We start from the raw sequence: 25,918 nt of genomic DNA on the forward strand, positions 1-25,918 counted from the left end.
CTTAGTATCCTATAAATTAACCTCTGACATTAGCTTTAAGTTCATGCTCCAATGTCTGAAGATCCTGATCCAGTTTTCTTCTGTTATCTGCTCCCTGTTTCTGGATTTGTTTCACTTCATTCAATGTATTGATAAGCATTGATGTTGTTTCTTTCAATGTTTCTACAGATACAATAGTCTGCTCGTTTGCTCTGGCAACATTAATTGAGTTCTGTCCTAGACGCTCTGCATTCTTTCTTAAAATTTCTTCTGTAGTAGAAGATACTTTCTGCTGGATTTCAATATTCTGCTGTTGTCTGTACATCGCTACAGCCAATGAAAGCTGGTTTTTCCAGACAGGAAGTGTAGTAGTAAGAATCGTCTGTGCTTTTTCAGCAATAGAAACGTTGTTATTCTGTACCAGTCTGATCTGTGGAAGCGACTGCATCATGATCACACGTACTACTTTAAGATCTGCCATTCTTCGGTCTAACCTTGCAATGAAATCTCTCTTATCCGCAATCTGGTAATCCTGAAAATTCTGAGGAGCAGTTTCCATTTGAGCTAGCTCTACTGCAGCTCTTTCCATTCTGATATTTCCTGCAATTACAAGGTCTTCAATTTGTTTAATAGAATTCACATTGCTTTCAAAAATAGTCTGAAGTACCGCATTATCCTTTGTAGAAGTAATAATACCTGCATTTACTTTGTAAGAAATCTGCTCAATATTATTGATGATCTTGTCATATTTTGCAAATAAGTTTTCCACCTGAGTAATTACCTTCTTCATGAATGGTAATTTACTTAGAAAGCTTTTTACTTTATTTCCGTTAAGCTCATCTACATCTACATAGTTAAGCTCTACCAAAAGATCATTGATAAGACCTCCTACTTCTCCTGAGTTTGATCTTCTTACGTTTCCTAAGAAGCTGTCACTCTGATTGGTTAATGTTTTCTGAAGTTCTGCCCCGAAATTAACGATGGAACCTGGATTGGCTTCATCAATAGAGTTCGCAAGAACTTCATATTTCTGGCGTTCTTCCGACTGCAACTGAGTCAGATTCACATTTCCTTCTCTATCCACAAGAACTGCCGGCGCTGCATTCTGAACAGGCTGAGCCGGAGTTGGAGGAACCATTGGAGTAGGTTCAAAGGTTTTAAGAGGTTCTATTGACCCTAGCGGATCTATGGGTTGATTTTCCTGATTGTCCATGATTACTTCTGATAAATTGATACAAATTTCTCAAGGCCGTCTCTCTGCCCTGCTCCTACAGCTTCAAATTTCCATTCTCCGTTTCTGTTATAGATTCTTCCGAATTCTACAGCCGTTTCGATTGAGAAATCTTCATCCAATTCATATTTTAAGATCTCTTCATTCGTATCTGTATTGAAAATTCTGATGAAAGAATTTCTTACCTGCCCAAAGTTTTGTTTTCTCGAATCTGCTTCGTGAATAGTTACTACTACAGTAATTTCTTTGATAGCATCATCAATCTTTGTAAGATCAATCTTGATCTGCTCATCATCTCCTGCTCCTTCTCCTGTAAGGTTATCACCTGTATGAATTACAGATTTGTCCGGAGACTCAAGGTTGTTATAGAAAATAAAGTGATTATCTGAAACTAATTTTTTGTCGTCCCCAAGCAAAAACAAAGATGCATCAAGGTCAAAACCTGTTCCTGTAGAAGTATTATTGATATCCCATCCTAAACCTACAGTAAATTTAGGTGCGTTAATATTTTCTCTTTGTCCTTTTTGTAAGTTAATAGCCATAATATAATTCCGTTTGTGTTAAAGTATTGATGTTATTTTCGTATTCTTTTATTAAATGATAATTATTGCTGATGGCCAGCTCTAAAAGCAGATCCATCTGTTCTTTTTTTACTTTAGACGTAAGATAATCAAAATTACTTGAATCCAGACCTAAAATATATTTTACAATCCTTGTATTGAACTGAAAACTTTCTTTATTCATCACTTCTGCCACGTGTTTTACATTTTTTACTGCATAGTAATTGAAAAAGTTTTCGATTTTCGGATCAAGGTCAAAATTCATCAGCTCTGCGTAATACAGGAACATAAAGTCAGCCTCCACACTATATTCATCCAGAATTCTGTTGACTGTATATTCATGACTTCCCGTGATCTTTATATCGTCTATAAAAATACAAAGTTTTCCTCTCAAAAAATCTTTATCGATATAATATGTGTCATTCGCGATCAGATTTTTACGGTCTTCAAAATTAAGATTCCCGTAATCTGTGATGTAAGTATGATTACGATTGATTTTAGATAAAACACTGGATTTCTTTCCTTTTTGAAACAGATAAAAATCCAAATGTTTCTTAAAATAAAAACATAAAAAATTAGATGCTGTAGGAATCGCCATATACGGGCTTGGCAGCACAACAATTTCTTTATTCGTATTTAAAAGTTCTTCATTTTCGGAAATAAATCCATCGAATAATTCTCTTGCAAATTTTTCAGCATACGATCTATCGCCATACTTGAAATAGCTGTATTCTGCAGGTGAGAATGTAAACTCATCTGCGGAATGAATGTGGTGTAAGCTGTATCTTGTATTCATGTTTATTTTTAGTGTTTAAGTAAATAGGCACTGAAACCGAAGTCTTTTGCTCCTTGATAATCCGCTACAGGATTATCTCCGATGTGCAGAATCCGATTTAGAGGCAAGTCCTGATCTTTGATCTTATTCTTCACTTCCTGAAAAATAAGCGGGTTTGGTTTGGAACAGTTGATTTCATCAGAATAGATATGAAAATCTATGTACTGATCCAGGTTTTCATGAATCAGGAATTTTCTCATTGTTTTCCCTTTGATAAATCCTGTGTTGCTCAGAATATTAATAGTCTTTCCTTGATTTTTGATATCATCAAAAAATCCATGAATATTTTCAAAAATCACAACTGGTCTGTATTCCAGAAACAATTCTTCACTTTTGTTATAAAACTCATTGAGTTTTTCTTTATTCAATTGCTTTACATCCACCCCCAGGGAACCAAGAATCATCAGATAAATCTCAAAAGTATCAATATTTCCCCCTGTTACTTCGTTGATGGTATTACAAAGATCATCATAATATTTCACAGTTTTTGCAACTTCATCTATAGGTTTATCTACATTGAAAAATGAGGAGAACAGCTCAACTCTTTTTGCTTTAAATTCAGGATGAGATTTGATTAAAGTGAGCCACAAATCAAAGGAAAAATGACAGTGGTTATGAATGTCGATATCTGTTTTCAATAGGTTTTAAGTTAAAAGTTTTTATTTAGCTTCTTGAAAAAGATTTAAAATTTTCTAATCATCAAAAAGTGTTTATAATACTATTCTTCCCAAAGATAAAATATTTATCATAAAAGCATTACGTTAGTTATCTGTTTTAAGATATTTTTATGAAATTCTATAAATTTGAAAGACTCACAGAAGATGATTTCAGAAGTGTTGAATATTCGTTCACAAAAAAATATTTTCAAAAATTCTTTGAAAATCAAAAAAAAATTATAATTTCGCAACCGATTAAAAATCAACAATGTCAACAAAAATGATAAATATTATAACTTTAAGCAATCCTGTCAGAGCTGTGTTCTTTGGCAGCACTGAATATTTATCTGAATAGTTCTATAGATCTTTTATACTAAAAATATATTGAAGACCTGTCTATTCGGATAGGTCTTTTTTGCTGCCCTAATTTCAGACTTTAACAATTCAACGAATTTGTGTTATTTGTTAAGATTTCTGAAAATTTTCCTTTGATACAAAATACAAAAAATGTTTTGCCGGCTTTACGAGACCGGAGTGTATTTTGTGCTCAATTTTTCCAGAAACTTTTCTAAGCACAGATCTAAAAATCAACAATTTAAATCAAACAAAATGAAATACAACACACGAAACATAGGGATTATAGCACACGTAGATGCAGGAAAAACAACTTTATCAGAAAGGCTTTTGTATTACACAGGACTTATTCATAAAATTGGTAATGTAGATGATGGAAATACCACCATGGATAAAGACATCCAGGAAAGAAACAGGGGTATCACCATTTCATCAGCTGCAGTTTCTACACAATGGAAGAAAGACAATACCGTTTATAATATCAACATTATTGATACGCCGGGACACATTGATTTTGCGGTAGAAGTAGAACGCTCTCTAAGAGTTCTGGACAGTGTTGTCGCAGTTTTCTGTGCTTCTTCAGGAGTTCAGCCGCAGACTGAAAATGTTTGGTTCCAGGCAGAAAAACACGGAACATCCAAAATCTGTTTCATCAATAAAATGGACAGAATTGGCGCAGATTTCTTTGCGGTTCTCAATGAGATAAAAACTAAGCTGAATGCTGTACCCCTTGCTCTTCAGATTCCAATTGGCGCTGAAGTACATTTTGAAGGAGTGATCGATCTTGTTAAAATGAAAGCATTATACTGGACTGATGAAAATGGAGAGACTATCGTGGAAAAAGAAATTCCCGATCATTATATGGCTGAATCTGATGAATACAGGATAAAATTAATGGAAACCCTGGCAGAAAATGACGACACGTTCTTTGAAATCTTTATGGATACAGAACAAATGGTCACCATCGAAATGATATCAGAAGCTATACAAAGGGTCTGCAGATCCGGATCAGCTGTTCCTGTTCTTTGTGGTTCTGCTTTTAAAAATAAGGGAATCCAGCCTCTTCTTGATGCTGTGGTAACTTATCTTCCGGCTCCGGATCAGCTAACTGACCTTCAAGGAAGAAATCCTTATACAGAAGAAACAGTAACATTGGGAAGAAATGAGGCAGCTGCTTTTGCAGGGCTTGTTTTCAAAGTCGTTATTGACAAACATATGGGAAGGCTGGCCATGCTTCGTGTATATTCCGGAAGAATAAAATCCGGTAATACAATACTGAATGTAAGGACGGGTGAAAGCTACAGGATTTCGAGAATTTTACAGATGCAGTCGGACAAAACTTTATCCATGGAAGAAGCTAAAGCCGGAGATATTGTTGCTTTAACGGGAATAAAGGATGCCAAAACCGGAGATTCTTTATGTTCTCCAGACAAGGCAATATTACTGGAAGCCATTACCATTCCGACTCCTGTGATCAGAGTTGCAATTGAGCCTAGAACCAATGGTGATGAGAAATCGTTCGGTTTGGTGCTGGCAAAAATCCAGGAAGAAGACCCTTCTTTGGTGGTTGAAAGAGACCCGCAGACCGGGGAAACTTTATTGAGTGGATTAGGAGAACTTCATCTTGAGGTTACATTGGAAAAAATCCGTCTTAATCATGGTATTGAAATCAATCAGGGAAAACCTAAAGTTTCTTATCGTGAGATCTTAACGGAAACTAAAGTTCACAGAGAAAAGCTTTCCAAGCAAAATGGAGGAAGTGGTCAGTTCGCTGATATTACTTTTGAAATCGGGCCAGGAAATGATCATGAACATGGATTGGAATTCATCAATATGATCAAGGGAGGAGCTATTCCCACTGAATTTATTCCTTCTGTTGAAAAAGGATTCAGAGAAGCTATGGAACATGGACCATTGAAAGAATATCCTCTGGAAAACATGAAGATCACTCTTCTGGATGGTTCTTTCCACGCTCAGGATTCCGCAGCATTTGATTTTGAAATTGCGGCAAGAGAAGGATTCAAAACGGCAGCAAAAGGATGTAGTCCTAAACTGATGGAACCTATCATGCAGGTGGAAATCCAGAGTATTGAGGAATATACTGGTGCTGTCACCGCGGATATCAACAGAAGAAGAGGAATCATTACTTCTATTGATGAAAAATCAGGAAGAAAGATTTTTGCAGCGGAAGTTCCGTTAGCTTCAACTTTCGGGTACATTTCTGATCTGAGAACACTAACGAGTGGAAGAGCTTCTATCAGCATGAAATTATCACACTATGCTTTAGTGCCAGATTTTATTGCGAATACATTAATGACCTAAACTAGCAAGGACTGTAGATTTTTTCTTACAGTCCTTGTCTGGTTTATGAGGAGGTTTATTGTGAATGGTCAATCGTCAATCCGCTGCGCTTGTCAATTTTCTACACTACAAAAATTCACTATTCACTTGCGAAGCAAAATTCACTTATTGCCTATAAAATAGTGAATGGTCAATCGTCAATCCGCTGCGCTTGTCAATTTTCTACACTACAAAAATTCACTATTCACTTGCGAAGCAAAATTCACTTATTGCCTCCTTCCCTATCTTTCCGGCATCACCTTATACGTCGGATCTTCCTGGATATTAACTTCCACTACAGCCTCTGCATTTTTAAGTATTTTTCGACAGTCTTCGCTGAGATGACGCAGATGTAAGATTTTATTATATTGCTTATAACGTTTTGATAATTTGTCCAGAGCATCTATTGCACTCATATCTACAATACGGCTTTCTTTAAAATCGATAACCACCTGATCCGGATCATTCATGGGATCAAATTTATCCGTAAATGCTGTTACTGAACCAAAAAACAAAGGTCCGTATATTTCATAGTACTTTACTCCATTTTCATCCGCATATTTTCTCGCTCTGATTCTTTTCGCATTATCCCAGGCAAAAACCAACGCTGAAATGATCACTCCAATCAACACTGCTAAAGCCAGATTATGTAAAACCACAGTAACCAACGCTACGGTAACCCCTACAAAAATATCCGATTTCGGCATTTTATTAACAATTCTGATAGACACCCATTGAAAAGTACTGATGGCCACCATCATCATCACTCCTACTAAAGCTGCCATAGGAATTTTCTCTATCACAGGGGCTCCACACAGTATAATGATCAAAATAAGCAGAGAGGCTATAATTCCGGATAATCTTGCTCTGGAACCAGCATTCAGATTCACTAATGTCTGTGCTACCATTGCACAGCCACCCATTCCACCGAAGAAACCATTGGTAATATTGGCCAATCCCTGAGCTACGGATTCTTTATTTGCACTTCCTTTGGTGTTAGTAATTTCATCTACCATGGATAATGTCAGAAGAGATTCAATAAGACCTACTCCGGCCATAATTAAGGCATAAGGGAAAATAATCTGCAAAGTTTCCAGGGAAAAAGGAATTTTGGGGATATGGAAACTGGGAAGATTTCCACTGATATGAGCAATATCTGCTACTGTTTTGGTTGGAATATTAAATCCGAGAACTACAGCAAATACGATTATAATGGCAACCAGAGAGGCAGGGACAACTTTTGTGATTTTTGGAAAAAAATAGACTACGGCAATTGTAAGTACAGTTAAGCCGGCCATGATGTATAAAGGCACTCCCTGAAGCCACTGTACAGCTCCATTACTATCTGTAATTTTGAACTGTTCTACCTGTGCCATAAAAATAATAATGGCCAGCCCGTTCAGGAACCCGTACATAACTGGCTGTGGAATCAATCTTACAAATTTTCCTAATTTAAAGATTCCCACCAGCATTTGAAGTATTCCGGCAAGTGCAACCGTGGCAAAAAGATATTCTATTCCGTGAGATTGTATCAGAGCAATCAATACAACGATAGTTGCTCCTGCTCCACCGGAAACCATTCCCGGACGGCCTCCCAAAACAGCTGTTACAAGCCCCATCATAAAGGCTGCATAGAGTCCTGTAAGGGGAGACAAACCGGCAAGGATAGCAAATGAAAGAGATTCAGGAATCATTGTCATCGCTACAGTAAAGCCAGCCAGCAGTTCATTTTTGTAATTGATTTTCTTCGAAAAATCGAATAAGCTTATAGTATTTTTCATTGATTTGCAAAGGTATGGACTGTCTCAATGGTATACAATTTTTTCTTTTTATCATTTTTCTATGATGAAGTCTATTACCTGTAAGTAATTTACAAATCAATTCTTATAATATGTTAATTTTAATTAAAATAAGCAGATAAAGTACGATTTTTACATTTCTATCTCTTTTTACTTCTTATTTTTGTTTACATTTGAAAACGAATAAGCAATTATTTGGTACTAATTAAAAAATTCAACGTGTAAAAAGCTGTATATCAATTCATCTACAGCTTCAACTCATAGAATTGTATAAAAACCTTAATAGGTCATATATTATTTACACAAATGGCAGGAAGAGAGTTTGAAAGAGAAGAAGAGGAAACCCATTGAAAATAAAGAATATATCTCAAGTACATTAAGGTGACTCCTACCCACCTGTTTTTAAGATATTTGGTAAGTTACAGATCCGTTTTTTAAGATTCATCATCTTATTAAACGCGATTTAACATTCTTACATCATAATTTCCATTTTTTATCAATTTCAAATTGAAGCAAATTATTCCCCACCACATGAAATAATATATAGATCCTATTTTCGTTTTTTTGATATATAAGTTTAAACAAAAGAATAATATTCAATAAAAATGTTATATAAAGAAATCCATATTGGAAAGTTTATTAAGGAAAGAGTAGATGAAAATGAAATAACAATAGAAAGGATATGCAAATTTTTAGGCAAAGATGAAGGAGCTATCGAAGTTATGTACGAAAGTAAATCGATGGATACAGATCTTCTTCTAAGATGGAGCAAATTATTGGAATATGATTTTTTCAGACTTTACAGCTCACATTTGATTTTATATGCACCTCCTTCTGCCATTAACAAAAACCAGCAGAAGTCCGAAAAAACGCCTTATTTCAGGAAAAATATTTACACTCAGGAAATCAAAGATTTTATTATGAAAAGAATTCTTTCCGGTGAAATGACCCAAAGTGAAGTCATTAAAGAATATTCTATTCCTAAAAGCACCCTTCACAGATGGCTTCAGAAGAGCGATAATGTAAACGGATAAACAGATAAGACATGCGCCCCAATTACAAAAAAATTTATCAGGATATGCTCAGGATGGAATATCCGGAAAAGCTAAAGGATCCGAAAATCAAGGAACTTCTTGAAAAACTTCATACCAGCGAAGATGTACTGAAGTTCAACGAGAAACTGTTCAAGCAGTCCAGAGAAAATCAAAAACTCAAAACCTATGACAGACAGACAATGCTAAAATTGCTGCAGTATCAGAAAAAGCACGGTCATTCCACAAGCTATATGTCAAGAAAATATAAAATAAGCAGAACTACTCTTTCAAAATGGAAAGTCATGTTTGAAGAAGAGCTTGAAGATACAATGAAGAGTGCCGGTAAATAATCTACCGGCACTTTTTAAAGGTAAAAGTAAGGAAAAAACAGGGCTAAACGTTTGCCGGAGTCGAACCGGATAGCCTTGCCGGGGTGACCGACTTCGCTATTCCTCCCATAATTGTGTTACGATGAATTTTTTCCTAACGACACTTTAGAATGGTAATATTAAGAAGCTGGAAGTGGGATGAAGAAAGGGGTTAAAGTCTGAAAATCTCTCTGACTTTATAGAAAATTATATACAAAGATATCTTTCAACACCCCACTTCCGGCTTCTAATATGAGAAAAACAAGGCTAAGATCGAATAATGCAGTCGTGCTCTAACCAACTGAGCTACTCTTCCTATATAGATCGTGTTTTTTGTTGTGGAAGAGACGGGATTCGAACCCGTGACCCCGTCGTGATGAGCGAAGTAACATTTTTCTACGGCACTTGTTTGTTTTAAAATAAAAAGAGGCAAGATTCGAAAAGACTTGTACAAGATCATTTCCATGACCTTATGGAGTCGAACCAAATTAAACCGAAGTAGGCCTTTTCTACGGCACTCTTTTACAAATCAAGGTAATATTTTTCAGAATCTTCCGTGCATTTGCTCTACCTGCTGAGCTACCTCTCCTTTTCGAGGGAAAAGGCAGGATTCGAACCTGCGACCCAATGTTTAATCAATCTCGAAGTATGATTCTAAGACGACACTTGATTTTTATGTTTATTCATAATTATTAGTTTTCTTTTTACAAATCTATATTATTACTGCGCATTCTTTTTACGCAGTTCTTTTTTTATTAAAAACCAAGCAAATAAATAATAAGAGTAAATGATATTCAATTGGAAGTTGACGATGAAACTCTTATCTACGGCATTGGTTAGCTACCGGGCAAGCTGATGAAAGACTCTGTCAGTTTGGAATCGAAGTAGGTCTTTCTAACGGCACCAGTATTATTAACACTGCAAAATTATGCTGTATGTACGCAATCTTTTTACGTAGTTTGATTTTTATTGAGAAAATAATGATAAGATCATTTCAAGTTCCTATTCAATTCTATAAAATAAATTTCCCATAATCTTTCTTTCCTTATTTTATGATGCAATCTGATTCATCATTAATCGATTTGAAATGTGGATTTCCAAACAAAGATGTCATAAAAGCTGGAAGCATTAAGTTTATTAATCTTTTCCAGAATTTCTTTCAGTCTTTCCCGTTGTATTGTTTTCAATTCTGCTTTGGATAAATCAGCTTCACAATATTCCTGTATAAATTTTCTAAAATCAGAGGCAGTTACAGAACGACACATTTTTTCCATGACCTGCATTCTAACAGTTAACAATAATTCATCATCCCAATCTTTTTGCTCTTTTTGGATATATTTCGTATCATAGCTTTCAAACACAAAGGGAGAGAAACTTGTACACCAATCACCCCATTGATCCTCATCAAAATTTCCTGTAAATATTTCCATAGCATTTCCATCAACTGTAATAACAGAATTCATATTAATATGATCTGCTTTTATAGCGCTTATCCATTCTTCAACATTTTGAATTATGACTCCTTGAATATTTACAACAAAAAGATCCGCCGCATGATCAAAACATTTTGATTTCTTAAACTTAAATTGGAAAGATGTATCTCCAAGCTGTATAATATCTGAAAATACAGGATATTTATTGATAATTTTCATGGGTTTTGATTTACTAAATTACATTTGAATTTTAAAAGCAGTGCCTGTTACAGCACTACTTTTTGAATCATTTCCACTGCAGATTTCTTGTCTTCCAAGGCATTCAACACATCGAAAATTTTATCTGACCAACCTGCAATAAGGTGTACGTCATCTTTCCTGATATCAAGTGGCTGTGTACCATAACCCGCAAGGTCAAAAATATACAGTTTTGCATGAGGAGCGATAGCTTTGTACTTTTTCCATGAGTCTTCAAAGGAGTTCCTGTTTCCTCTGCTATCCCATAGCTGAGTATCTGTGAAAAGCATTACTTTATCCACCTGTTCTCTTCTTTTGATAAGGTCCTCGATCACCAGATAGCCACTGGTGGAATATCCTACTTCACCTTCACGCTTATAGAATGCGTCTACATTCCTCAAAATACTGTTTTTAGGCATTGGGACTCTTAGCCAACGATCACCGAAGATACCTGTCACTACGTTTTTACATTGTGACTGCAGAATCATCGACATCAGCAAACCGATATCATACAACAAGATTTTACTTTTGCCGGAAACGGATTTCTGCATAGAACCTGAGACGTCTGCAGCGATCACTACTGAAGTGTCGAAACCAAAACCTTTGATATTTCTGGCACTTACCACAACAGCATTCTCCAATGCTTCCAATACCGAGGACAGATAAGGAGAATCAATATTTTTTAATTCTCTATAAGCCGCAAGAAATCGGAATGGGAGTTGTTTTGAATTGGATACGGCTCTTTCATCAGAAAGATATCTGCATACTTTATTCATTGCATCAGGTGATACTCTCGCTTCCAGGATATTCCTCAGGTTTCTCATGGTTGCCATATAACCCAATTTATTGCTGAAGATCAGTTCTTCCCATTTGTTTTTGAAGGTTAACTTTCTTTCTGCATCATTTGCAAATTTCGTCTGACCTAAAACTGAAAGTTCTACTTCCCATGTATAAGGAGTTTCCAATGTGTTATTGGCAATTTTATTGAAAACAGCTTGTTGGTTTTCATCCTTAGCTTTTGGGTGAACCAGGAATAATGCATCTCTCAGGGTTACTTCTGCTTTTCTGTTGTATTTTGCAAACTGGTATTCATCGAATGTATTGAATGATCTTACCAGACCTTTTTGAATCTGCTTTGACAGTTTGTTCAATTTTTTGGTATCTGTTCTTTTATTCGCAAGTTGGTAGTATGCCAGCAATTCTGTGATTTCATCTGCTCTCTGGACCACACCTTCTACCGTTTTACTTACCAGATCCGTACCGGAAACCTGCTTTGCCAATTCGGTAGTCAATACCAATGGAATGGAACGCAAATACATATCTTTTCTTGCATACACTGCCAGTTTAGCTACAAATTCAGGATCATTTTTTTTGATCAGAGACTGGATTCTTTCCAATCTGTCGTTTCCTTTTTCATAGTTGGCATCGGACAGTCCTGTTGTAACAACAGCACTATACAATTCTTCTGCAGGTGTCATGGCATATACTTTTGCACCTTCGTAGTTCAGGACTACTTTTTTATTTTCTTTTTTTAAAAAATTAAATTTCATGGTTACTGTTTTTTTGTTAAACATGGAGAAGAATTGATATTTCCTCTCTGATTTCTGATGCAAAGTAAAAACAGTATTGCGCAATCTTTTTGCGTAGAAAATTTTTCTTTAATTTTTTTTAAAATTTTATTTTTTTAATGGGTTGAAAGGAGATTTTATAGAGGATATCTCAATTGGATAAACATTCAGGATTTGCGGATTACACAGATTTAAGTTTCGGCTAAATGGTAACTTATAAGGTAGGTTAAAAACCACCCATTGAAAATAAACATAGATCTTTAATGACAATCTAATTCCTAATTCCTAATTCCTAATTCCTAATTCCTAATTCCTAATTCCTAATTCCTAATTATAAAATCCTTCTATCATTCGTTTTCATTAAAAAAATCATCTCTGATTTGTTTTTAAGAAAGGGTTTTCTAGCTTTGCTATTATTAAAATTAAGCTATGATTAAGGGAATATATGAGACTCATGTACAGGTAAGCAATCTGGAAAACGCAATACAGTTTTATACAGAAGTGTTAGGATTGAAACTGGCTCACAGAGATGGAACCAGACCTATCGCTTTTCTATGGGTTGGAGAAGGGAAAGAATTTATGTTAGGACTGTGGGAACAGGCGGAAAATCTCCAGACTAGGCATTTTGCTTTTTCAAGCAGTAAAGAAGATATTTTAAATTATTCAGTAGAATTTTTGAAAAATAAGAATTTGAAACCTTACAATTTTCTAAAAAACGGAAGTACTGAACCTATGGTATTTGCGTGGATGCCCGCACTGGCCATTTATTTTAATGATCCTGATGGAAACCAGCTTGAATTTATCTCTATTCTTGAGGGGGAAAGCAAACCGGAATTGGGTGTGCTTAGTTATGAGGAATGGATGGAACAGGTAAAAAATTGATACAGAAATTATAGAAATATTTGTCAAAGGTCAATAATATAATACAGAGGTGCAAGGGAATCAAAGACTTAAGGGGATCAAAATAAAATTCTTATTAAACAAAATTTTTGCGCCCTTGCGACCGTCAACAAAATGATAAGATCAGTCTTTAACCGCTTACAAGTTTCTTCACTGCCAGCACGTGCTTACAAGGACCTCTTTCTCCCTGATATTTACTGAACCATTCGCAGGTACAGCGTTCTTTTTCTTCTTCAATGATTACCGTATGATGTACATCAGTTCCTTCTACTCTGGCTTCTGTTCTTTCTTTGTTGTTATTTAAAATTTCTACTTTTCCGCCTTCTATCAACTTTTCGGCATTTTTTATGCGAGGATTGAGGCCAATAATACGGCTTAATTTAAAAGGAAGTCTGCGGTAGAAAAATTCATGATCATCAAGGTCATACCCAAGTAATCCCATTGCAGCAAGTCTTCCTGTAATATTTTCAGCTTTGCTGAAACTCAGATTTTCCTTCAGAGCAAGTATAGCTGGATCAAAAGATTGATTGGCATAGGCATACTTATCCAAAGCATCAATCCACTCATCAGAAACCTCAGAAATAAGGTTTTCCAATACAGCACCTTCTCCTGAGAAACCTCTCCAGCACTCTCTTGACAAAGAAAAGCTGAATCTGATATGTCCCATATAGAGCTGCCACGTTGTAGACTGCATATTAGAATGTGGAAAAACCTGCATACAATCAATATAAGGAAGCAATGGTTCTAAAAGACGAAGCCTGTGAAGACCGCCTATACAAACAGCATCCACAGATTTTACCGGAGAGAAAATGGGTTTATTTCCTCTCACAATCAGATAATAATCCAACTTTATGGTTCCTTTCGGCATTCCCTGGAACAGCTGCTGTGTCTGAATTTTATTAAAAGTATGCCGTTTTTCAGATTCTGATAAATAAACCTGAACAGTTCCCAGTCCTTTGATCCATTTTACCGGTAAAGGAACCTTTTTTTCTATTACCTTTTCCTCTTTTTTGTACAGGCCCACTTCTTTTTCACCCACGGAAAGTATAATTTTTTCATTTGGGCGGATGCTTCCCAGGGCGTTTATCATAGGCTGATTAAAATCAACATTGGTAGTTCCGTTTTCCAGGAACTCACCTTCCAGACCATCAGGCAGTATGTCAACTCTTGCATAGACTCCGGCACAGTGAGAAAAACCTTCAAAGCGTAATCTTTGATTTCCGGCTGTTACTATCGGATCTTTGAGAAATGCCATCTGAAACGGAGACAGATTAAAGCTGGATTTCACAATATTGGAAAGTGTAATCAGGCAACGTGCTAAAATAAAAGGCTGCCTGACATTTCCCCAGAAAAAACACGGGACATCGGTATTTTTATGGACCTCACTGTATTTAGCAAGAAAAAGCTCTTCAAGCGCATCTTTCCTTACTAAAGAGGATGCTTCTGAATAGTTGTAAATAAGTGTATCCTCCATAATCTATTTTTTCAGAAGAAGACTACATATTTTTTTCAGACTCGAGTTTTCTTTCCAGCTATCTAGTTTTATGATTATCTCTTTATGTGCTTCTGAGTGATTCAAAGCCAATACTTCATGGTATATTTCCAGAATCTTTTTCAGATTGGTTACCGGTGTTTCCATTTGAAGCAATATATTGGAAATTAATTCTTCCAGGGCAATATTATGATTCTTACTGACATTCAGCATATGATGCTGCATGAGATCTGTTAGTCTTTTAACAGGTGCCCATTCCAACTTTTCATGCAGACCAATCACTCTACCTAACCATGCATTATCCATGGTTTGGGAAGAAACGTGTTCCAGCCAAATTTCAGCTGCTGTACCGCGGATCGTCTTATCGCTGTCCAGGAAAATAGTTCCTAAGAACAGATATCCGATTTCATCCAAAGGTTTTTTAACCTGATAAAGCGCATTTGCTGTATTCAAAACCAGACTTCTTTCATAAACTTCGGCAATTCCTGAAAAGAAAAGACAGTGCTTGATTACTTTTGCCAAAGCATTTGCCGGAGTGTTCGGAAAGCACAGCATCAAAGCGGGAATTTCGGTAAGTTCTTTCTGTTCGGCAACGAAATACTCCACGAATAAAGGTTCTTTTCTTTTTACAAGATGATATTTAGGGATAACAATCTTCAGCTCTACAGGGTAGTATGAGTTTTTCTTATTATCAATGGTTTTCCATTTGTAAGCCCCTGAAAAGAATTCTACAGGAATATCATCATACCCGAAACTGCTGAATTCTTCAAACACTATTTCCGGTGAACGGGTAATTCCCGCAGTCATCCACCATGAAGGGTGTTCAAATTTTCCTTCCGGCTTAACATTTTTGCCAAAGAAGAAAAGTAACAGTTCTTTATATTCTCCTTTTAATCTTCTTTCAACTTCTACAACAGCTTCTGAAGTATTGTCTAAAGCACAACGCTGCAATGCCAGCTGAATATCCAGATGATGGGGTTCAATATTATTATTCTGATAGCTCTCCAGTCTTTCCACCAGTGTAATAGGGGAAATCCAGCATGGAGCATGGGTAACAGGGAACAATAACGGGATTTTATCTCCTGATTTTATTTTTTCATATGCATGGATAGCAAGCTCCTTAAAAGCTATTCTGGCAGGGCAGTCTGCTCCCACATTTTCAATTGGCCCCAATTTTTTCTGATAATTGGAGTAAGATTCTCTTGCTGTTTCCTCTTCTTTGGTCTTATGGTAAATTTTTTCCAGATTTTTAAGCTGAATAGGATATTTTTCCAGTAAACCCAAGCCATAATTGATAATAGCATTGCACAATAAAACATTCAGATAGGGAACTTCCCACTTCGCAATTGTTTTACAGGCTTTCAAAAATACCGGTTCTATTAATTTCACAGACTCAGCGTTTACATCACCGGCAAAATGGATAAATCCAGTCAAAGCAATATCACAATGCTGGCTGTATGGATCATCCATAGCCAAAGGAAGATAAAACATCAGATCTTCAAAGTTCTGAAGTACTCTCACCGCATTTTCCTCTGTAGTCAGGGATAATTTTTTCGACGCTATTGCCTCCAGCTCTGGTTGTGTTTCTTCAATATATTTTATCAGAAGAGGACGTACATTAGTCAGTATATTATCTGAATAATGGGAAAGAGCCTCTATGATATTTTCTGAAGCTGGAATATATTTAAGGATGATCTTCGCAGCTTTTGACTGTACACCATCATCTTTGCTGACAAATGCAGTACTTAAAGCCATTCCCAGCATTTCAGGATCTATTTTCTTTCTCTGGAATATTTTTTCGGTAAGTACCAGACTGGAAACAACCACCGTTTTTACTTCCGAACTCAGTAAATTCGGAAGGTAATGGGAAAATTCATCATTTTTAAAATTAGGAACTCCCACAATTTTTTTCAAATGTGATAATATGGTATTCACAGCTTTTGACTGTGAGGAAGCCAGCCCTGCAAGCAATTCATCCTGCAGCTCAGACAATTCTTCTTCTGTTGGTTTTAATGATGTAAACGCATCCATAAACCAGCCTGTTACATTTTTATTAAAATTTCTGTTGGAAGCCAGAAGACATTCTTTCAAAAACCTTTTTCTTTCAATCTTTTTTTCCGTGATGAGCTTCTGAACAATAGGAAACCATTCTTTACGGAAGGGTAAAGATTTAGAAGGATATTCACATAGATACCAAAAATGGGTATTAAGGGTTTCGGGATGGCGGTCCAGTTCAGCCGGGTAATTGCTCAGATGATGTCCCAGCAATTCCGGTTTGGGCTTTACATAGCCTTTTTCTGTCCATCCTAAAATATCTTTATAGTTAAACGCTGTAAATTCAGCTTCTACAGATTCATTGATAAAGTCTGAAAACCATTCCGGGCAGCCCCACTCCAGGATCTGTTCGGTTTGTTCTGCATTACGGAAAAGACTCCAGTAGTTTTTACCAAAGTTCTTTTTGTCCATACAGACAAATGAAGCAATATCAATAATGGAATGCTGGCTTACAGATCCTGCCGTATGGTAGGAGTTTTTAGTCATTACAATTTTACTGATCTCCCTGTCCATTTTCTTTATAGAGGGCACCAGTGTTTTCCTTTCTTCAATGCTAAGTTCTTTTAGAAAAGGGATAATCTCATGTATTTTTTCCTCATTAAGGATCTCATAAAGTCTTTCTTTCATGTGCTTCTAATTTGATGTATAAATTTGTTTCAGGTTATTCATTTTTTCCATTCTTCTAACAGTCCGATAATGGGCTTGGTTCGGTTCTGCTTTATCAGGTCATAACAAAACTTGAGGAGCTTTTAACATTAAAAACTGATTTCTCAACAGCTGAAAGAATGGGGATCAGCAGTTTTCTGAAAGCGATATTACAACTAGTAATCAGGTTGATAAATTTTAAAACTTTGTCTGTAAATTGCTTTACAGATGGCCATTCAAAACTGATCTTTTTACCAATTAATATTCCCAGTGTCTGTTTCTTAAAATCATCCGAAACTGCCTTGTTTAATGAGGCTTCAAAAGCCGTACCAGAGAGTGTTTCGTATTTATTAAACAGTCCTAAAGAGAGGAATAAATAATGTATCTGCTGCGAAGATAAATCCAGCTTCATCCAAACATCAGGAAACATCATTTCTTCTTCGGTATTATATTGATAAACAGCACTTGATGAAATTTTATTGCTTTTCGTTGAAAAAAAAGAATCTGAAAAACAAAGTTTCTCATATAAAATTCCGATCAGGCTATTATAATAAACACTATGGTAAGGATGGAATACATTTTTCAAAAAAGAAGCATTTTCAAGAAAATAATTTTCAATGAATTCGTCGACAAAATAAACCGGTATCACATCATATCCGGATTTGTCTTTGTACTCATTTCCCGCTTTGCAGCCAATCAAAGAAGCTAATACAGAAATTGTATTAAGGCTCAGTTTTTTATTATTATGTTTTTTTAAAAGAGCAACAACTTCTTTTTTATCTTTTGGTGTAAGCTTTTTAAGAAAAGGAACCATCTCCTTTATTTTACAGTTTAAATACATTGTCTTAAAACCTTCATCAATAAACATAAATTCATTCTTATCAGCTAAAATAAAAAAAAATGACTGACAGACAGTAAATTATCCCATTAAAGTGAATTTTTTAACAAAATATTAAGTTAATAAAACAACTACCAGCATCACTTTGACACTCTAAAAACAATTCCCTGTTTAAGGATATATTAACAAAAAAGTGGTTAAAGACTCTGTACTTTGACATTTACACATTATTTAGTGTCTTAATTTCGGAATTTGTACTCTTCATGATTAAGTCAATATATTATACAGATACGTTAATTTTATTTAAAATATTAAAATCAGGATTGTAATTCATTAAATTTTATATATTTGCCAAATAAAAATACTTGATAACTCAAACACTTTTCAATGATAAGTACCGAATTATTATTTTTAATGAACATTAATAAGCTGCAGTCTGTAATCGCCAGAAAATTTGATTATTTGAGCGTTCATGGTCTGGGATTCAATGACTTTGTTATTCTTTATATCCTTAATTCTTCATCTGAGAGCAAAATGAGAAGAATAGATCTTGCTGAAAAAACAGGTCTTACAGCATCTGGAGTAACCCGATTATTGAACCCTTTGGAAAAAATTGGGTTGATAGCCAGAGAAACCAATGAAAGAGATGCCCGTGTAAGCTATGTGGTCATCACTTCTAATGGTAAAAAGATCTTTGAAGAGGCAAAGCGAAGTGCAGAGCATATTACAAAAGAAATTCTTTCTTCAAAAAAGAATAAATCTTTAAAGATGGTGAATGAATTTTTATTTGACCTGGGAGGAAATATACAATAATGAAAACATGAAAAATGCATTAAAAAAACAGCTTAGAGAAAAAGCTAAAGATCATAAAACAACAATGGGAGTTCTTGCTGTTACAAATACTTTAAATGGAAAACAGTTTATCCAGGCTTCTTTAAATCTGGAAGCGTTGGTGAATAAGATGAAATTTCTTTTAAATGGCGGGTTATTTACCAATTCTCAATTACAGAAAGAATGGACAGAATCGGGAAGTGATCTTTTTACTTTTGAATTTGCCATGATTGTACCTGATCAAAATAATGAATATATCAACTACCGTCTGGAGATACAGAAAGCTGAGCAGAAAGTAATTTCAGAAAGTACCACTGAATTGTATTAATTTCTATGGAAACGATTCGCATACAAGATATAGATTTATGCTACGAAATTTTTGGAATTTCCTTCACCAAAAATTTAGTCCTGATCTCTGGATTAGGAAGCCAGATGATCCGTTGGGATAGTAAATTCTGTAAACTTTTGGCTGAAAAAGGATTCAGGGTAATCCGCTTTGACAACAGAGATTCTGGAAATTCTGTTTTTAGTGCAAAAAAAGAAATCCCTTCAGATAAAAGTATTGAAGAAGTTTTTGCTGTGATAAACAAAGAAGGTATTCCTTATACTTTGATGGATATGGCAAACGATGTTATTGGCATGCTTGATCATTTAAAGATTGAAAAGGCTCATATTGCAGGACGCTCTATGGGGGGAATCATCGCACAGATTTTAGGTTCATACTATCCTGAAAGAGTTTTATCATTGACGATCATCATGTCAACTTCCTTAAAACCTGCCCTCCCTAAACCAGATCCTGAAGTAATGGCTATGATGACACGGGTATCTGCAGATCCTTTTCTTTATAGAGAAGAGTATTTCAGGGAGAAACTCCATTTTGCAGAAAAAATATCAGGTTCCGGATATCTGTTTGATCCGAATCAGGAAAAGGTTTTGCTTGAAGAAGAACTTACCCGTTCCAGAACGAAAAACGGCATCATCCGGCAGCTTCTGGCTATGGGTTCTTTTCAGTATAATCCTGACATGCTGAAAAAAATAACTGCTCCGGCTTTGATTATTCATGGAACAGATGATCTGATCTTCCATCCTGATTGTGGAAAAGATATTGCGGATTCTATTCCCAATGCTGAATGGCTTCTCATTGAAGGGATGGGACATTCTATTCCTGAGGAGCTCTATGGTTTTATCAATGGCAGGATCTCTGATTTAGCAAAATAAAAAAAGGCTGCCTCATCATTTGAGACAGCCTTCATTTTTAAATGGATCTATTGTTATTTAAGATGACTTAATAATTTTTCATGCACCAATGCAGAATCTTTGCAATGTTTTTGGCATCATCCACTCCTCTGTGATGTGTACCTTCAAGCGTAAGGCCCAATTCACCCAAAGCTCTGTTCATTCCTACACTTTTCCTGATGGTAGGATGAATTTCACCAAATAATGTTTTCACATTGATATGGTCATCACTCATAGGATAATCTGTATAGAATCTTCTTGCCTGATTCTGAAGCATATTCAGATCATAGTTTCCGTAGCTGGCCCATGTCAGTTCTTCTGAATCATATTCTGCTCTCAGAATATCGAAAGCATCATCCAGCATGATTCCTTCATTATCCAGCATATTTTGGGTAATGGTAGTAAGCTCCGTACAGAACGGGCTTACTTTTGAATACTGGGGTTTTATTAAAATCCCTTCATTTTTAGAGATCTTACCGGTCTTTGCGTTCATGATACAAACACCAATTTCGATGATCTCACTTTCCTGGCCTCTTGGCGGTCGGTTTTCCCAACACGTTGCTTCAAGGTCTACAATTAATATATTTTCTGTTGTTTTCACTTGTTTAAAATTTGATTGTTATGGAGGAAGATGAATGTGGGAAGAGGGAAGTTTTACAGTATCTAATTTACTTCCAGCCTCCTGCTTCAGGCTTCCAGCCTAATTACTAATTACAGAATCTTACTTAAAATTCTGGCTGTGTTATAAGCATCGTCTGCTCCGCTGTGATGAGTACCTTCAAAATCCATGTTCAGATGACCAAGAGCTCTTTTAAGACCTATTGATTTGTACAGTCCGAAATGTCTTTTAAATTCAAACATCACATTCAGATAATTTTCTGAAAAAGGATTTTTTATGCCGAGCCAATCACATTGTTCTATGATCTGCTCTCCATCGAAGTTTCCATATCCTGCCCATGTAAGTGGATCAGAATGGTATTCAGTCCTGATTATTTCACAGGCTTCCTCAAAATAGATTCCTTTTTCTGCTATCAGCTGCGGGGTAATTCCGGTCAGTTTTGTGCAGAACCTGTTGATTTCCGATCTTTCAGGAATTACATAAATGCTTTGTTTTTGGGAAATTGCTTTTGATGTTAAATTTAATTTGCAAATCCCTATTTCTATAATATCGACTTTCTGCCCGATGGGAATTCTGTCGTTTTCCCAGCACGTAGCTTCCAGATCGATAATTATTATCTCGTTGGTTGTTTTCATTGTTATTGTAAAATGTACGATGTAAAAAGTAAAATGTATGATGAATCCTATTCAATACTAAATGAAGTCTCATTTTCACTTTTTCTACGTTTAATGATTACTCATTGTTAATTTCTTGGAGCAAATGGAGGTGTCCATTTTTTCCTTTTCATCAATTCTTTGACTTCCTCGTAGGAAACCGGATAAAAGTTGTGGCAGTCTACCCCAACGTCAAAACTAAGTGCCATCTCATCATCCGGCAAGGTTCCGTGTGAATGACCGTATAATTGCCAGACACCACGGTGTGAGCCATTCCAGGTACGCATCGCGTAGTGGAAAAGAATGATTTTCTGTTTACCATTGTTTTGATCCGGTTCATCAATTTTCAGTTCATGGTAATCTCTGATGGAAGCAAACCGCTTGGGATAGGTTAAAGCAGCTCCTTCGTGATTACCTTTGATCAGATGGATATTACCATTTAAACTGTCTAAAATTTCCTTTGTAAAATCCGGTTTTCCTAAACTCATATCTCCTAAATGGTAGACTGTATCACCGGGTTGAATTTTCTCGTTCCATCTTTTAATGAGCTCTTGATTCATATGGTCCAGAGATTCAAAAGGTCTTTCTGAAAATTTTATAATATTCTCATGACCAAAATGATGGTCTGCTGTAAAAAATATATTGGGTTTCATTTTTTTAATTGTTTGAATGTTACCGTAAAAATCATATTACTTTACGGTTAAGGTTATACATAAAAAAGTTTCGGTAAAAAAATTACCGAAACTACACTTTAAGAGTCATCAACTCTTCTTTTATAAAATCAATTACTAAAGAATTCAATTTTTTATTGATCCTTTTCTGCTCATCTTTTTCAATAGCTGGGAAACCTGCCGGAAAATCTTTCTGGAAATCCTCTAAAATATCCTGTGAAAAAAGACCAATGACCTTACCTATCATTTTAGGTTCGAATTCGCCGATTTTGCTGACCACATTATGTAATCTGTTGACTGTAGCATATTGTTGGATTTCTTCCCAGATTTCCTGAGCTTTTTCACTGAAATGAATCTGTTTTTGAACAGTTTTACCTTCTTTTTTAACCATTTTGGACTTTTCTACCCATTTTTCATTCTTATTTTTCAGAATGACTCTGGCTCCGTTTCCAAAATATTTGGTTTTCAAAGTTTTCACGATGGTACCTTCACACATATTGCTCTCCAATTCAGGTAATCCCAGCCAAGCCGGAATTTTTGAATTGAAAACATTAGGGAATTTCAAAGCTTCTTCCAGAGTTCCCTGAAACAAAATTTTAGCATAGAAAAATCCTGTCTCTTCAAAAATCTGATTGACAACTTCTGTATCCAAATAGGTAATCCCATTCAGTTTAATATCGAAAGCGTAAAATTCATTGTAAGGTGCATATTCAATACCTTTCTGTACCTTCACAGCATCTTTTACGGGTTCCACTTCTTTATGTTTGTAACCACCACCGAACAATTCACCATAGATTACTACAGTTTCTACATCCGGGTAAATGGCTTTCACTTTTTGAAACACTTCTATTACATTTTCTCTGTAGCGTTCCAACATCTGATGTGCATTGAAAAATTTCTCATCTTTTTCGATGAAAGCAGTTCTCTTCGCGATTTTAATTTCCTTTCCGTCGGTAAAGAAAGAGAAATTAGCTCCGTGAACTTTTTCCTGTACTATGAAAACCTCATCCCCAAAACCCTGTATTCTGATCTGCTCGATCACGCGGGCTTGGTAAGCATTTTCTATAGAATTATATGTTTTGAAAATCATTTTGTTTTAGTTTTTAATCGTTTCTGATTCGTTTTTCTTCATCTGGGTAATATGTCTTTGAGCATGAAGTGAAAGAAAATAAATATATTCGTATACATTAATTTTCCCCAGTGCATTCACCGTCATTGTTGTTTTATACAAGAAACCTTCGCCGTTCTTCATGAGTTCCAGATATTGTAAACACTGAAGATATTGCTGAGTAATTAAGCTTCTGATTTCATCCAGACCTAATTGTCTTTTCGGCTCCATATGTTCCGGCCTTATCCATTCAAAAGCGCCATGTTCACCTACCTTGTCAAAGTTTTCTTTATTGAAGCTGTAATTTTTCATTTCAGATTCCAGATCAAGATGTAAAGAATTTTTCATTGCTTTTTTGGAACCTTTTTCAATAAGGATCAACAAGTAAAAATTCGTAAGATAAATGTGTTCTAAAATCTGCTGAACGGTCCAACCTTTGTTTGAAGGTTGATGGTTCAATATTTTATTATCTTTTTCAAACCATCCATCCACTTCATCAAATGTGAGTTTCAAATGTGTTTTAATATCTTCAATAAATCTAAAAATGTCCATTACAATTTTTTAAAGTTTTTTAAAAGGCTAAGAATATTTTCCTTTCCTACAGGATTCATAGAGTGAGAGTAGAATTCTGGAAGGTCCAAATAGTTATCCATACAATATTCTATCAACCATTTGGCACAGTCATATCCTGTTCTTTCAACATATTCCTGGGAGTCCTGTTTGAAATAGCGCTCATCGGCAAGGTCATGGTCAAAAGAAATCATTTCCGGAAGCCCTTTTTCCAAAATTCTGTTGACAAACTGTTCGTAATTATGAACGATATGCCAATCGTTTCTGAGGAAAATATCCTGTTTGGTATAATGATAAGCTTCAATAGGATACCTTATATCATCCAGAAATAATAATCTTTTTGTTTTTTCCATGATTTATTTTTTAAACTTCAATCCTCCTTACATCCCTTTTCCAACTTTATTACACCATCATATCAGCACAGTTGGAACTTGCGAAAGCATAAGGTTTTGCTTTAAACACATATCCCATTCCCAGAATATATCCCATTGCATCTTTTAATGCGACATTGGATTTAAAGTCGGGATCGGTATTAATGTCTGCGTGTACCTCCATTTCCACACCATAAGTATCCAACACAGAGCAGATAGCGTATGCAATCTCAACGGATTTGTTGACCTCATTCAGCATTCGCTCCTTGATACTGATACTCTGTATTTCTCTTTCTTTTCTGATAAAGGTAAACGCTCCTTTTCCCTCACGAATAAATACTACTGCCGTAGCATAACTGATGGCATCTCCGTATACATGAGAGTCTGATCCCACACATACTTTCAGACGGTGTCCGTTGGCCTGTTCGCGGATGATGGCTTCTTCTACCAGCTGTGTGATAGAGTTTTGGAAAAATTTTCCATTCATATTCTGCCATGTTTGTTGTTGCGTTTCCATTTTTTCTACATGTTTTAAATTTTGTTTTAAATTAGTTTGAATTGTGAATCATCAATTTTTTTAAATTCATTTGCAAAGCAAAATTCAATATTGACTATTCATCTTTTGCACTCCGAACCGGACTCGAACCGATACCATCAGTTTTGGAGACTGAGATGCTGCCATTACACTATCAGAGTAAATACTGTTAATTCATTAGGACTCGAACCTAAACTACAAGAATCAAAATCTTGTGTGCTGCCAATTACACTATGAATCAATTTCATGAGCAATAAGTAATTGGTAATGAGTAATACAGAAACTGGTCAGATATCAATGATTGCTCATTGCGTATTACTTATCATTCATGCTTTTTGTGGAACAGACAGGAATTGAACCTGTACCTTTAGTTTTTCAGACTAACGTGCAGACCTTCTACACCACTCTTCCGGCTATTTATAAGTAATGAGTAATTGGTAATGAGTAATATTTTCTCTTTTTATTATTACTTATTGCTCATTGCTTATCATTTATGTTTTGGTACGGGAAAAGGGACTCGAACCCTCAAAAGCTTGATCCTAAATCAAGAGTGTCTGCCATTCCACCATTCCCGCAGATTTTTCATTAGTAATAAGTAATTAGTAATAAGTAATTTTTTTATACTGTTTAATTACCCATCATTCATTACTTATTGCTCATATCTTGTACCTCTCCCCAGATTCGAACTGGGACTTTACGGGGTTTAAAGCCGTTTTCTCTGCCAATTGGAATAGAGAGGCGTAACTTATTAGTAATGAGTAATCGGTAATGAGTAATATTTTCTCTTTTTATTATTACTTATTATTCATTGCTTATTACTCATATTATATCTAGGTTTGAGAAAGCTCTGTCTGTTAATAAATTATGCCTGCTAGTATTTGTAAAGATCTTCTGCGCTTGACAAACCTTTCTCATTTCCTAATGTATTTTGTTTAAAAAAAGTGAAAGGCTGTCTATTTTTATTGACTAAAGATCTTCTGCTCTTGACAGACCTTTTCTC

24 protein-coding genes and 5 tRNA genes are annotated in these 25,918 nt (G+C 35.5%); 7 read left to right on the forward strand and 22 right to left on the reverse strand.

Annotated features, from left to right (window positions below; genetic code table 11):
- Window positions 1-16: 16 nt before the first annotated feature.
- The 4 genes from OL225_RS17925 to OL225_RS17940 are packed head-to-tail and all read right to left on the reverse strand — an operon-like array spanning window position 17 to window position 3,243.
- A complete protein-coding gene (locus OL225_RS17925) occupies window positions 17-1,192 on the reverse strand; it encodes a toxic anion resistance protein (protein ID WP_264519129.1) in 1,176 nt (391 codons plus the stop codon).
- 2 nt (window positions 1,193-1,194) lie between these two features.
- A complete protein-coding gene (locus tag OL225_RS17930; protein WP_047377805.1) occupies window positions 1,195-1,752 on the reverse strand; it encodes a TerD family protein in 558 nt (185 codons plus the stop codon).
- Window positions 1,742-2,566, reverse strand: coding sequence for a phosphoribosyltransferase family protein (locus OL225_RS17935; protein WP_047377804.1), 825 nt, complete (start codon window positions 2,564-2,566; stop codon window positions 1,742-1,744). Before OL225_RS17935 ends, OL225_RS17930 begins: the two co-directional genes overlap by 11 nt.
- An 8-nt stretch (window positions 2,567-2,574) precedes the next feature.
- Window positions 2,575-3,243: an HAD family hydrolase gene (locus tag OL225_RS17940; protein WP_047377803.1), complete on the reverse strand. Its 669-nt coding sequence runs from the start codon at window positions 3,241-3,243 to the stop codon at window positions 2,575-2,577.
- 627 nt (window positions 3,244-3,870) lie between these two features.
- On the opposite strand from OL225_RS17940, the gene fusA reads away from it, so the two are divergent.
- A complete protein-coding gene (gene fusA, locus OL225_RS17945; protein WP_264519130.1) occupies window positions 3,871-5,937 on the forward strand; it encodes an elongation factor G in 2,067 nt (688 codons plus the stop codon).
- A 260-nt stretch (window positions 5,938-6,197) separates the two neighbouring features.
- Here fusA and OL225_RS17950 read toward each other — a convergent pair whose 3' ends face one another.
- A complete protein-coding gene (locus OL225_RS17950; RefSeq protein WP_264519131.1) occupies window positions 6,198-7,736 on the reverse strand; it encodes a SulP family inorganic anion transporter in 1,539 nt (512 codons plus the stop codon).
- A gap of 623 nt (window positions 7,737-8,359) precedes the next feature.
- On the opposite strand from OL225_RS17950, the gene OL225_RS17955 reads away from it, so the two are divergent.
- Together OL225_RS17955 and OL225_RS17960 are read left to right on the forward strand one after the other, a co-directional pair.
- On the forward strand, window positions 8,360-8,788 hold the full coding sequence (locus OL225_RS17955) for a transposase (protein ID WP_264519132.1): 429 nt from the start codon (window positions 8,360-8,362) through the stop codon (window positions 8,786-8,788).
- Between the two features lie 11 nt (window positions 8,789-8,799).
- A complete protein-coding gene (locus OL225_RS17960; RefSeq protein ID WP_047377800.1) occupies window positions 8,800-9,138 on the forward strand; it encodes a hypothetical protein in 339 nt (112 codons plus the stop codon).
- Between the two features lie 1,091 nt (window positions 9,139-10,229).
- Here OL225_RS17960 and OL225_RS17965 read toward each other — a convergent pair.
- Together OL225_RS17965 and OL225_RS17970 are read right to left on the reverse strand one after the other, a co-directional pair.
- Complete coding sequence (locus tag OL225_RS17965; RefSeq protein ID WP_047377799.1) at window positions 10,230-10,808, reverse strand: hypothetical protein; 579 nt, start codon at window positions 10,806-10,808, stop codon at window positions 10,230-10,232.
- 47 nt (window positions 10,809-10,855) lie between these two features.
- Entirely contained in the window at window positions 10,856-12,376 is a 1,521-nt protein-coding gene (locus OL225_RS17970) for a TROVE domain-containing protein (RefSeq protein WP_264519133.1), read from the reverse strand.
- 447 nt (window positions 12,377-12,823) lie between these two features.
- Here OL225_RS17970 and OL225_RS17975 point away from each other — a divergent pair, with 447 nt between their 5' ends.
- Entirely contained in the window at window positions 12,824-13,276 is a 453-nt protein-coding gene (locus tag OL225_RS17975; RefSeq protein WP_264519134.1) for a VOC family protein, read from the forward strand.
- A gap of 148 nt (window positions 13,277-13,424) precedes the next feature.
- Here the strand turns inward: OL225_RS17975 and OL225_RS17980 are convergent, their stop codons facing one another.
- From OL225_RS17980 to OL225_RS17990, 3 genes are all read right to left on the reverse strand, one after another.
- Entirely contained in the window at window positions 13,425-14,768 is a 1,344-nt protein-coding gene (locus tag OL225_RS17980) for an SWIM zinc finger family protein (RefSeq protein ID WP_264519135.1), read from the reverse strand.
- Window positions 14,769-14,771: 3 nt separating this feature from the next.
- Window positions 14,772-17,468 (reverse strand): DUF6493 family protein, encoded by a 2,697-nt coding sequence (locus OL225_RS17985; RefSeq protein WP_264519136.1) that lies wholly within the window; start codon window positions 17,466-17,468, stop codon window positions 14,772-14,774.
- 94 nt (window positions 17,469-17,562) lie between these two features.
- Window positions 17,563-18,300, reverse strand: a complete 738-nt coding sequence (locus OL225_RS17990; RefSeq protein WP_264519137.1) for a hypothetical protein — start codon at window positions 18,298-18,300, stop codon at window positions 17,563-17,565.
- Window positions 18,301-18,711: 411 nt separating this feature from the next.
- Here OL225_RS17990 and OL225_RS17995 point away from each other — a divergent pair, with 411 nt between their 5' ends.
- From OL225_RS17995 to OL225_RS18005, 3 genes are read left to right on the forward strand one after another with little or no spacing between them, the layout of a single operon-like run.
- Entirely contained in the window at window positions 18,712-19,137 is a 426-nt protein-coding gene (locus tag OL225_RS17995) for a MarR family winged helix-turn-helix transcriptional regulator (protein ID WP_264519138.1), read from the forward strand.
- A gap of 7 nt (window positions 19,138-19,144) precedes the next feature.
- Window positions 19,145-19,483: a GIY-YIG nuclease family protein gene (locus OL225_RS18000; protein ID WP_047377885.1), complete on the forward strand. Its 339-nt coding sequence runs from the start codon at window positions 19,145-19,147 to the stop codon at window positions 19,481-19,483.
- A 5-nt stretch (window positions 19,484-19,488) separates the two neighbouring features.
- Window positions 19,489-20,373: an alpha/beta fold hydrolase gene (locus OL225_RS18005; RefSeq protein WP_264519139.1), complete on the forward strand. Its 885-nt coding sequence runs from the start codon at window positions 19,489-19,491 to the stop codon at window positions 20,371-20,373.
- Window positions 20,374-20,440: 67 nt separating this feature from the next.
- On the opposite strand, the gene OL225_RS18010 is transcribed toward OL225_RS18005, so the two are convergent.
- The 12 genes from OL225_RS18010 to OL225_RS18065 form a co-directional block, all read right to left on the reverse strand.
- Window positions 20,441-20,992 carry a 3'-5' exonuclease gene (locus tag OL225_RS18010; protein WP_264519140.1) on the reverse strand — a complete coding sequence of 184 codons (552 nt, stop codon included), beginning with the start codon at window positions 20,990-20,992 and terminating at the stop codon, window positions 20,441-20,443.
- Window positions 20,993-21,102: 110 nt separating this feature from the next.
- A complete protein-coding gene (locus tag OL225_RS18015) occupies window positions 21,103-21,645 on the reverse strand; it encodes a 3'-5' exonuclease (protein WP_264519141.1) in 543 nt (180 codons plus the stop codon).
- 107 nt (window positions 21,646-21,752) lie between these two features.
- Window positions 21,753-22,316 carry a metallophosphoesterase family protein gene (locus OL225_RS18020; protein ID WP_047377884.1) on the reverse strand — a complete coding sequence of 188 codons (564 nt, stop codon included), beginning with the start codon at window positions 22,314-22,316 and terminating at the stop codon, window positions 21,753-21,755.
- Window positions 22,317-22,407: 91 nt separating this feature from the next.
- Entirely contained in the window at window positions 22,408-23,424 is a 1,017-nt protein-coding gene (locus OL225_RS18025) for an RNA ligase, Rnl2 family (protein ID WP_264519142.1), read from the reverse strand.
- A gap of 6 nt (window positions 23,425-23,430) precedes the next feature.
- Entirely contained in the window at window positions 23,431-23,994 is a 564-nt protein-coding gene (locus OL225_RS18030) for a DinB family protein (RefSeq protein ID WP_264519143.1), read from the reverse strand.
- The gene (locus tag OL225_RS18035; protein WP_264519144.1) at window positions 23,994-24,365 is read right to left on the reverse strand and encodes a cyclic-phosphate processing receiver domain-containing protein; all 372 of its coding nucleotides are present in this window, start codon (window positions 24,363-24,365) and stop codon (window positions 23,994-23,996) included. The genes OL225_RS18030 and OL225_RS18035 overlap by 1 nt, the downstream gene beginning before the upstream one ends.
- 49 nt (window positions 24,366-24,414) lie before the next feature.
- Window positions 24,415-24,900 carry a ribonuclease H-like YkuK family protein gene (locus OL225_RS18040; RefSeq protein WP_047377788.1) on the reverse strand — a complete coding sequence of 162 codons (486 nt, stop codon included), beginning with the start codon at window positions 24,898-24,900 and terminating at the stop codon, window positions 24,415-24,417.
- A gap of 108 nt (window positions 24,901-25,008) precedes the next feature.
- Window positions 25,009-25,079 (reverse strand) — tRNA-Trp (locus OL225_RS18045).
- Window positions 25,080-25,087: 8 nt separating this feature from the next.
- Window positions 25,088-25,159 (reverse strand) — tRNA-Gln (locus tag OL225_RS18050).
- A gap of 97 nt (window positions 25,160-25,256) precedes the next feature.
- Window positions 25,257-25,329: transfer RNA gene (locus tag OL225_RS18055), tRNA-Phe, on the reverse strand.
- Window positions 25,330-25,417: 88 nt separating this feature from the next.
- Window positions 25,418-25,493 (reverse strand) — tRNA-Leu (locus tag OL225_RS18060).
- Window positions 25,494-25,584: 91 nt separating this feature from the next.
- Window positions 25,585-25,658, reverse strand: a tRNA-Leu gene (locus tag OL225_RS18065).
- Window positions 25,659-25,918: the final 260 nt, after the last annotated feature.

It is taken from the genome of Chryseobacterium viscerum (assembly GCF_025949665.1).
Lineage (GTDB): Bacteria > Bacteroidota > Bacteroidia > Flavobacteriales > Weeksellaceae > Chryseobacterium > Chryseobacterium viscerum_A.